Below are 10170 nucleotides of genomic sequence, written 5' to 3'. Positions count from 1 at the left end.
TCAAAACCGCTTTCCCCATAGCTCTCAGCCTATGACCCCCGCGGTTCGGGCATCGAAGACTTTCCGACGCCTATCGGCGTCCGAAACTCTCAACGTTAGCGGACAGGCGGTTTTTGGCGACCGAAAAAGAGAGCGGACATCGCGCGACACTTCAGAGCACTCACTCTCGGGATGTCCGCGCTTTAATTTTCCCGCCCCGCCATCCAAAGCGTTTGGGTAAGCGGTTCAATGAGGTAAGAGAGCGCCGTCCGCTTTCGCAACGGGATCATTATATCGACCGGCAGGCCGGCGCGAAGCCCGCCGTCCCGTCGAACGCGCCGGAGTTTCGCCAACTCGCTGGGCGGCACAATCAGTTCGATCTTGAAATATCGGATGCCCGAGCGCTCATCCTCGAAGCTGTCGGCCGAAATTTTGGAAATCTGGCCGAAAAGGATCGGCAGGTTGCGCTCCTGGAGCGCGGTAAAGCGGATCTGGGTTTCCATCCCCGGCGCGAGATCGTCGGCATCGGTTGGCGAGGCCTTGCCGTCGATGACCAGGGCCCTGTCTTGCGGAACGATCTCCATCAGCATGTCACCTGCCGAAACGACGCCGCCGACCGTGAAGATCTTGAGCCCGACCACCCGCCCGCTCGCCGGAGCACGCACGGTCGAGCGGGCAAGCTGTTCGCGCACGGCGATCAGCTTGGGCTGCAACTCGTCGAGACGAACCTGCCCGGCCTGCTTGGCCGTGGCCACCTCCTCGAGCATCTGCTTGTCGATACCGACCATCTGCATCTGCGCCTCGCCGATCGCTTCGGAGGATCTTGCGATGTCGGCGCGGTACGCGCCGTAGGAACCGTCGAGCTCCGCAGCGGAGCGTTCCATGCCGCGGACCCGGTTGATCGATACAAAGCCTTTCGGAAGCAGGGTGCGCAGCCCGTCCAGCTCTTCGCCGATCAGCTGTTGTTGGACCTTGTTGGAATTCATCTGGTAGCTGTAGCCGTTGATCTGCTCCGAATGCTGGCGCATCCGCTGGCGCAATACGTTGCGTTGTGTCTGCACGGAATTACGCCGCGCTTCGAAAAGCTGGCGCTGACCTCGCAAGGCTTCGGCCGCCAGGGCCCGATTCTCGGGCGCCAGCGATGCGAATTCCGCCGGTTCGGCGATACCTTGCAATCCGCCGAGTTCGGCGACCAGACGCGCGCGCTGCGCCAGCAGCGCGATGACTTCGCCCGTCAATCCCCGTTCGGCGGCCACCAGCTCCGATGCCGAGATTGTCAGCAGCGGCTCCCCCTTTGTGACCGTTTGCCCCTCGACAATATGGAGTTCGGTGACAATACCGCCTTCGCGGTGCTGAACCGCCTGCCGACTGCCCGATACCGCAACCACGCCGGGCGCATAGGCGCCGGCATCGAGAGGGGTCAGCGACGCCCATCCCAGCAGGCCCACAAAGAAGAAGGCGATGACGATCAGGCCGATCCGCATTTCGCGATGCGGACGGTCGGCGGCATCATTATCCGAAGGGCGATCGCCCCCGGCCGGCGGCTTCCAGCTCATGTCGGTCATGGCCGCGCTCCTTCATGGATGGGAACGACATTCTGCTTCGCCGCCGAATGCTTCAAAGCCTGGAGGATTTCGTCGCGTGGCCCCGTCCCCACGATCGCACCGTCGGCGAGGATCGCCAGCTTGTCGGCACTCGCCAGCACCGCCGCACGATGGGCGACGATCATGATCGCCGCGCCATCCAGCTTCGCGGCACCAATGGCCCTCGACAGGGCATCCTCGCCATCGCTGTCGAGCGCCGAGTTGGGCTCGTCAAGCACCAGGATGCGCGGGTTGCCATATAGCGCGCGCGCAAGCGCGACGCGCTGCGCCTGTCCTGCCGACAGCCTGTGGCCATGGCCTTCGATAAAGGTGTCGTAACCGCCGGGGAGATGCAGGATCATCTCGTGGACTCCCGCCATGCGCGCGGCGTTCATGACCTGCTCGTCGACGACTGCCTGCGGAACACCACGCGCGATGGCGAAGCGGGAGACATTTTCGCTGATCGTTCCGGGCAGCAGTCCGCAATCCTGCGGGAGATAGCCGATATGCTGCGCGAGCTGTTCGGAATCCCAGTCTGCCATGCTGGCGCCATCGACCCTGATCTCGCCGAGGTCGGGCGGGAGAGCGCCCGCAACGACGCGCGCCAGCGTCGTCTTGCCTGCTCCCGACGGGCCGACGACCCCCAGCACCTCTCCGGGTGCGAGTTTCAGCGATATATTCTTGAGCAGGACCGCGCTGCCGTCGGCGTTGCGAACGACAACCCCCTGGAGTTCCACTTGCCCCTGCGGATCGGGCAAGGTGGTGCGCGCGACCGGGCCGTTCGATTGCTCGAACAGCCGGCCGAGCGTCTGGATAGCCTGGCGCGACTGGACGATGCTCGGCCAGAGACCGACGAGCTGTTCGATCGGCTGCAGGGCGCGGCTGAGCAACACCGAGGCGGCGATGATCGCGCCGACCGAAATTTGCCCATTGATGGCGAGCCAGGCGCCAACCCCCAATGCGAAGGATTGCATGAACATCCGTACGAATTTGACGAGCGAATTGTATCGGCTGCCCGAAAACTGGAGATCGGCGACGGCATTCAGGCCGACGCTGCGTTGCTGGATATGACGGGAGACCAGCGCACGCCGCATCCCGAGCGCCCGCACGATCTCGGCCTTGCGTAACATCGCCTCATGCGATTCATAGGCCGCGGCACTGGCCTGATGCGCTTCTTCGGCCTTTGCCTTGCTGCGCCTTTCGTTGACGATCGCAAGCGTGACCAGCACGCTGCCCGCGGCGAACACCAGCAACCCCAAAATCGGGTGAATGAGGAACGCGACAAGAAAATACAAGGGCGTCCACGGGACGTCGAACAGCGCGGTCGCGGCCGGTCCCGCAAGCGACTGACGCAGCAAGTCGAACTCGCGCATCGCCTGTTGGGTCGAGGGCGCACCGGGCAGCGCGCGGGATCGAGCGAGCAGCCGGTCCAGTATCTCCCCCGAAAGCAGCCGGTCGAGGCGCAGCGACGCGCGCGTCATCAGTCGCACGCGGACCGCATCGAGCATCGACAACGTTGCGATCGCGACGCCCACGACGACGGTGATGACGATCAGCGTCAACACACCGTTGGTCGGCACAACCCGGTCATAGACCTGCATCATGTAGATGGTGGGTGCGAGATACAGGATGTTGATCAGCGCACTGAATGTTGCCGCGAGGATGAAGTGAGTCCGACAGGCGCGGACGGCTTCGGACAATGCTGGTGGAACGCGCATCCAGAACAGGCGCATGTAAATCCTCCCTGATTATCGAAAAAAGTGGCGCCGGGCCGGGGGGGAGGTCCCGGCGCCAAGATCTTTATGCAAACGGATAGTCCGCGTCGAAATGGTTGCGGAGACCCGCTCGGCCATGATCCATCCAGTCGTCGAGCAGCGTCCGGATTAGCTGGAAGGGGCCTTCTTGCCGCGGAGCGAACCCGCCGCCACCGCCATTGCCGGCATTGACCACATCCTGCGGCCGGGCATCGCCGATAAACCGATCCGCACCACCGCCGGTATTGAACACGAGCCGATGGTCGGAGTTCAATCCGGATATATCGACGGTGTCCGCGCCTCGTCCGCCGTTGACGGTAATCGTATTGAAGTTGAGGCTGGTGGGATTGAAATCGCCGATGACGAGGATCGAATCGCCGCCGTTCGCACCCCCACCGCCAGGGAGGATTCCTCCCGGCGACGACACGTTGAGCGCGTTGACGTTGATTTCTTCGATATTGTCGAGTTCGGCCACGATCTGCGCATTCGACGTGCCGTTGCGCGTGATGACGATTTCCGTGTTCGCGTTGAGGCCTGTCATGCCCGCCGCCTCGGCTGCCGCCCTGGCATAGATGCGGAAAGTCTCCGCTCCGGCAGCGCCATTCAGGACATAGGTGTCCGTTCCGGCCCCGCCATCGACAATATCCCGGCCGCCGGTGCTTCCGGTCTGCGTCACGGTATCGGCTCCGGCGCCGCCATGGAGATAGTCGTTGCCAGCCCCACCGTTGATCGTATCGGCACCGCCCAGTCCGAACACCGCCTGCGAGCCCGCAGCGCCGGCCGCGCCGTTCAGATTATTGTTGTTGCCGACGGTTCCGGTCACGACGGTGTAATTGACGCCGTTGAACCGAAGCACTTCAGTAGAGAGCACCGAGTCAACGCCCTCGGCGCCTGTATTGTCGGTGACGACGATCGTTGTGCCGTTGGAGTCGATTCCGAAGTTCGCGATCCCGCCGACGAATATCGCCGTATCGGTGCCGGCATTGCCGTAGACGCTATCGTTGCCGGCACCCCCCGTCATCAGGTCATTCCCCGCATCGCCGCGGAGCGTGTCGTTGCCGAGGCCGCCCGACAGCGTGTCATTGTCAGCGCCGCCGTTCAACACATCGACGCCGGCGTTCCCCGACATCGTATCGTTACCGCCTCCGCCACTACCGGAATCATCGCCGGCCGTGCCGTTGAGCGTATTATTGCCCCCGTTGCCGGCCCAATTCACGCCGGTCGGCCCCGTGGCGTCGGATACGACCTGTTCGACCGTACCGCCGCCGTCGGTAAAGGTTACCGCGACGCGCAGCCGGAGGCCGGCCTGATCGCCGAAAACAAGGCCGGGATTATCGTCCGGGGTGAACGTCGCCGCGGTTGCTCCGGCAATATTACCCCATGTCACGCCGTCGATCGACTGCTGCCATTGGTAGCCGAAGGCGCCGAGCCCGTTTGCATCGGCAATCGCCGCCGTGTTGACGGTCAGTTGCAGCGCTTCTCTCGGCGTCAGGTCGCTGATCACCGGCTGGCCGGTTGCCGGCTGATTGACGCCGATTTCGATGTCCGAGAAGCGCATACGTTCGATGTTGCGCAAATTGTCGGTGCCATCGAGCTGCGTACCGCGCGCATGCGCCACGCTGATCGTGCCATTGGCATTGTAGATGATGTCGTAATTGGCTCGGACGTCGGAGAACACGGCAATATCCGTGTCGCCCGCCGTGGTGTCGGTCAGGATTTCTCGGACGATGACCAGCTGTCCCGGATTGAACGTCCGGTTGAACATCCGCGTCACCAGCTGCGACATGCTGTCGGCGGTCGCGATTTCCGCGCCGGTCCCGCCATCGGGGCCAATGTTCTCGCGAACGCTGATCCGAACGTTCAGCCATTTGTCGCCATCGATGATATCATCCCCGGCGTTACCCCGGATAAGGTCGCTGCCGTCGCCGCCGAGAATGATGTCGCCGGCGTTGTAGGACGTGACGCCCGCACCAACCACGGCCTGGAGCCCGGCGACCCGGGCGATGCCGGCGGCGTCGAGGTTGCTCCCCCGATAGCCTTCCGATCCGCTGAGGGCCGGGTCGGGATCGAACGGCGCGCGTTCGGCCGCGGTGACGTCGGAGCCCGCCAGAATGTCGTTGAACCGCGAACCCGAGAGCCCTTCGACGCTTTCAAAGGCGTCCTGCGTCGCATTGATCGGCGGCGTGGGATTCTCGTCGAATACGATCCCGCGCGTCAGGTCGGCATCGACGCCCGAACTATTGTCCTTGTAGATCGCCCAGTCCCATCCGGACATGCCGGCCATCTTGCCGCGCCCGGGACTCCCAACCATGATATCGTCGCCGCCTTCGGCGATGAACTCGTCGAAACCGCCAAGGCCGAAGAAGACGTCATGGCCGACCACGCCGTCCTGCGCGAAAATCTCATCGAAATTGTCGCCCGGCGCGCCGTCGAACGTGCCATGCTCGATCCAGTCGTCGCCTTCGTTGCCGAGGATGCGCTCGGCGGTCAGGTTGCCCAGGATGAAGTCATTGCCTTCACCCGCAAAGACTTCCGAACCCGCATCGGTGCCAAGGACGATAAAATCCTGGCCGCGACCACCCAGCACCAAGTCGAGGCCCGGACCGGTATTGAGCACGTCATGGCCGTCGCCGAGCTTGATGTTGTCGTCGCCGCCAAGGTCGCGGACGACATCGTCCCCCGCCCCGGCATTGATGATGTCGTTCCCCGCACCGCCTTCGAGCGTGTCGTTGCCGCCGTCGCCGAAGATTGTATCGTCGCCTTCGCTGGCGATGATGATATCCGCGCCCTCGGTACCGCCCAGAACGACATGTTCATCGCCGGTATAGCGCAGATAATTGGTGTCCGGGCCTGCGGTCCCCGGGTTGTTGCGGACGACGAGCGGGGTCAGGATGCCGCCGCCGCTCGGATCCGCGCTTTCAAGATCGCCATCGCCGTCCAGATCATTGAACTGCCGCGTCGGATCGACCTCGAGGATTAGTCCCGGGGTCGAGAAGACGTCCGACGGCAGATGAGTCGCGTCGGTATGGCGCATGATCATCGCGGCGAAGCTGTTCGCCTCCATCTCTCCGAACAGGTGCAAGCCGTCGAGGCGTTGCAGATAATAGAAGCGGTCGCCGTTCTGGAGCTGCTCCATCTGCACTTCGAAAACGAAGTTGAAGGTCGAACCGAGCATGCCGCCGAAGGGCAGTATCTTCTCGGCGAGGCCGCCGATCCAGAGATCGACATTGTCGAGCCCGGTCGTGGTGACGCCACCCGGGCCGCTCGCCCAGGCACCTTCCCCATTGAGGAAATCCGCGGCATCCGCAGGCACACCGGCGGCGCCGACGCCGAGATCGGTACCGAAGATGATTTCCATCGCCGCGTTACGCTTCCCTTCCACCGTCGTTTCATTGACGATCAGGGGATGCAGGCCATAAGCCGCGATGAAGTTGATGATCGACGCCTCATTCTTGAGATTGCCGGCAAAATCGACCCAGCTCTCATAGGGTTTCAGCCGCGCGTCATTGTTGGTCGCCTCATAGAATTCGCGGCGTGCCGCATTCAGCGATGGGACGCCGGTGTCGCGGCCACGCGCGAGGTTGATCGTCGCGAGGTCGAGCGGCAGGCCCAACAGGTTGTTGCGCAGCGCGCTGGTAACGAATTCGTCGATCTCGTTGCCGACCTGACGGGTCATGCCGCGGATGATGTCACCCGCCGCCAGCCCGTCTTCGATGGCGCCGTCAACCCCGTTGAAAGCCGTGGGATTGAGGAAGCCTTCGATCAGGCTGATGTCGTTGGACACGAAGGTCGGACCGAACCGGTCGATGTCTTCGGTCAGCATCGAGTGGCCGAACCGGTATACGACATGCGCGAATTCGGCGACGATGTCCGGATTGATCGTCGTGTCGAAGCCGTCGGGGACGACAAACGGATCGACCTGCGGCTGGATCTTGCGCGCGAATTCCTCGAACACGAGGTGCTGATACTGCATCTCGGTGCCGAATTTCGCGGCCTGGAACAGGCGTTCGCCGTCCCACACCAGCGCGTCGATCGCCGCCGCGCCAACAGGAACCGAGGCGACATCGTCGACCAGCCATTCGTTGAGGAACGCCACCGCTTCGGCCTGCGTCGCGCCGTCGGCGAGCATTTGCGCCGCATCGGCAAGCGTCACCTCCTTGGTATGTTCGACGAGCCGGTTATGTTCGGCATGGAACACATGGTGCACCGCGGTCAGACCGATATTCTCGTTCACACGCCCATCGCCCGCCATGAAGTGGGCGTCGAGCAGCTCGTCGTCATAAACCAGCGGGTTGTTGCCGGGGTTCAGCAGCCCGATCGTGATGTCGCCGTCTTCGATGCCGTTCGGTACCGCGGTGTGGGCGATGTCGGCGAGGAACGCGCTGTTGGTGCGGATCGCGGTATCCAGGCTTACAGGCGCCAACGGCGTTCCCGAAATCACGACGTCGTCGGCCGTGTTCGGAATTCCGTCGATGCCGATGCCGGTGATAACCTGCGCATAGCCCGCGGCGTTCGGAATGAAGTTGCCATAGGCGTCGGTCCGCAACAGCGGCACCTTGCCCACGTCCTGGTCGGTCAGCAGGATGCCGAGCATCAGCGCCTGTTCCTTGACTTCACCCCAGGTCGCCATGCCGCCGGGCGAGCCGCCGGCGCCCTCGATCAGCTTGCCGGTCGCGACCGGATGTCCATCGGCGTTCAGCGTATATTGGCGCAGGAAAACCTGATGCGACGCGTGCGACGCATAAGTCTGGTTCTGATCGACGTAGGAAGTCGTCGTGTTGATCGGCCGCACATCATCGGCGGTTCCCATGATGCCGTCGGTGCCGGCGGAAACCGTGGCGCGGGTCAGCACCATGAAGTTGGTCTGGCTGCCCGGAACATAGAGCGGATCGTCGGGTTCCAGCGGAATGAAGACGGTGCCGCTGCCACCCTTGTTGATGAGGTCGAGCCCATGATCGAAGAACTGCCCGAACAGGGTGAACCACGAGTTGAAGGAGGCCGACAGGCCGCCGTCGGGCGAAATATTGGGTAGATGGACATTGTCGCCGTCCATCGCGAGGCCGTAAGGCTCAAGCGCGGCGTCGCGCACCACGCGCGCGGCATCGAGGTCGGTAACGGTCACGTCGTGCGCCGCCGTTGCAGCGGCGAGCGCAGCGAGCGCGGCGGTTTCCGCCGCTGTTTCACCAGGCAAACCATCGTCGACCAGGGTCGCAGCCGTCTGCGCGTTCTGCATCACGACACGCGCCTGATATTCGGCGTCGGAGGCCGGTTTGAAGGTTTGATAGATCGCCGTGATCGCCGGCAGGTCAAGCAGCGGATCGGCGCTGCCCGCCCGGGCCAGCCCCTCGAGAATGGCTGCCGGATTGCCCAGCGTCTGGTCGACCAGCAGGTTGGAGATCGTCCGCAGGCTGGCATCGAAGACGAGCGAGTTCGGGTCGTTCGACGGACTATAGTCCGCCTGCGTCGGCATCGCCGGAGCCGGACCCGGCCCGTCGGGGTCAAAAGACGTCCCGTCGGCAGGGCGGTACACCGGATCCAGCAGCGTGGGAAACGGCACGTTGGCCGCGCCCCATTGTTCCTGGCCAGGGAGCAGATGGTTGTTGCTGCCATCGACCGTGCGCAATCCGAAAGAAAGATTGTACGCCGGAACAAGTCCGCCCGGCCCGTAAAGCGGTTGGCCAGCAGCATGCGCTTCGGCGATCTTGATCTGGTCCAGAATGAATTCGAGATCGCTGCGGATATAGGTGACCATGTTTACCTCCCTGCAATAAACCCGCGCGCACCGCTCACTTTACGGCACGGCTTTCGACTCGCGATACGCTGTCGATCTGCGGGATCTTGTGGGTGTAAGTTATGGCTGATTAAGCATCATAGTCGAGTTGGACTGGCGACCTATTCCGTTTCCGCAATTCTATATTCGTCTGCAATATAACTGTGTCGCAATAGACATAGTACTTTATATATAGTGAGCGATCAGCGAAGACGCGTGCGAAATTCCGACGACAAGTCAGCAAAGCAAAGGAAGAACGGAAGAAATCTGGTTTCGCGCTGCGCCGGCGCGTGACGGTGAAGCCTGGTTCAACGCCTGTAATATATCTGGGACAGCCCGCTGAAGTTGCGTTGCAACATCGGCTTTCCGCGGCTCTCTTCGATAAGGCCAGGCAGATATTTCTGGTCGGGACTGCCGTTGAACGCCCGCGCCTGCATCACCGCCACAGCGCTGACCCGGTTATGGACACCCAGCATACGAAAGGCCGCGGCAATATGGACCTTGACCGTTCCCTCCGCGATGCAAAGAAGCCGGGCAATTTCCTTGTTCGAGCGCCCAGCCGCGAGGAGGTGCAGCACTTCGAACTGGCGTCCGGTCAGCGCCGTCTCGTGTGCGCCGCCCTCCTCCTCCGCGACATTCGCCTTGCGGACATTCAGGTCGGAAAGAAACGGAGGAACATAAATCTGCCCCGCCAGCACCTTGCTTAACGCTTCCGCCATTTCGTGGACCGAAAAATCTTTTGGAATATAGCCGTGGACGCCAGCGCCCAGCGCGTCGAGCACGATTTCGCGGTCGCGGGACGCGGTTACCACGACAATGCGGACCTCGGGATATTTGACGCGCAAATCGCGCAAGCCCTCGCGCTTGTGCATTCCCGGCAGGCCGAGATCGATGGTTACAAGGCCGATCGACCGGCGCGCCGCAATCGTGGCGATGACGGACGGAAAGTCCCAGGCTTCGACCAGGTCGGATCGACCGAGATTTCGCGAAAAAAGCGTGGTCAGGCCTTCGCGGCAAAGCGGATGGCTATCCGCAACCAAAATCTCACATGTTTCTTTCGCCACGGATTTGCCCCCCACGGGTA

4 protein-coding genes are annotated in these 10170 nt (G+C 62.7%); all 4 read right to left on the bottom strand.

Annotated features, from left to right (window positions below; genetic code table 11):
• Positions 1–182: 182 nt before the first annotated feature.
• Positions 183–1544, bottom strand: coding sequence for an HlyD family type I secretion periplasmic adaptor subunit (locus HDC29_RS19085; protein WP_179499884.1), 1362 nt, complete (start codon positions 1542–1544; stop codon positions 183–185).
• Positions 1541–3295: a type I secretion system permease/ATPase gene (locus tag HDC29_RS19080; protein ID WP_179499883.1), complete on the bottom strand. Its 1755-nt coding sequence runs from the start codon at positions 3293–3295 to the stop codon at positions 1541–1543. The genes HDC29_RS19085 and HDC29_RS19080 overlap by 4 nt, the downstream gene beginning before the upstream one ends.
• Before the next feature lie 67 nt (positions 3296–3362).
• Complete coding sequence (locus HDC29_RS19075; RefSeq protein ID WP_179499882.1) at positions 3363–9068, bottom strand: peroxidase family protein; 5706 nt, start codon at positions 9066–9068, stop codon at positions 3363–3365.
• 326 nt (positions 9069–9394) lie between these two features.
• Positions 9395–10150 carry a LuxR C-terminal-related transcriptional regulator gene (locus HDC29_RS19070; RefSeq protein WP_179499881.1) on the bottom strand — a complete coding sequence of 252 codons (756 nt, stop codon included), beginning with the start codon at positions 10148–10150 and terminating at the stop codon, positions 9395–9397.
• Between the last annotated feature and the right edge of the window lie 20 nt (positions 10151–10170).

This window comes from Sphingopyxis sp. JAI108, assembly GCF_013410105.1.
GTDB classification, from domain to species: domain Bacteria; phylum Pseudomonadota; class Alphaproteobacteria; order Sphingomonadales; family Sphingomonadaceae; genus Sphingopyxis; species Sphingopyxis chilensis.
Note: the sequence above shows the minus strand (reverse complement) of the source record. Positions and strands in the feature narration are given on the sequence as shown.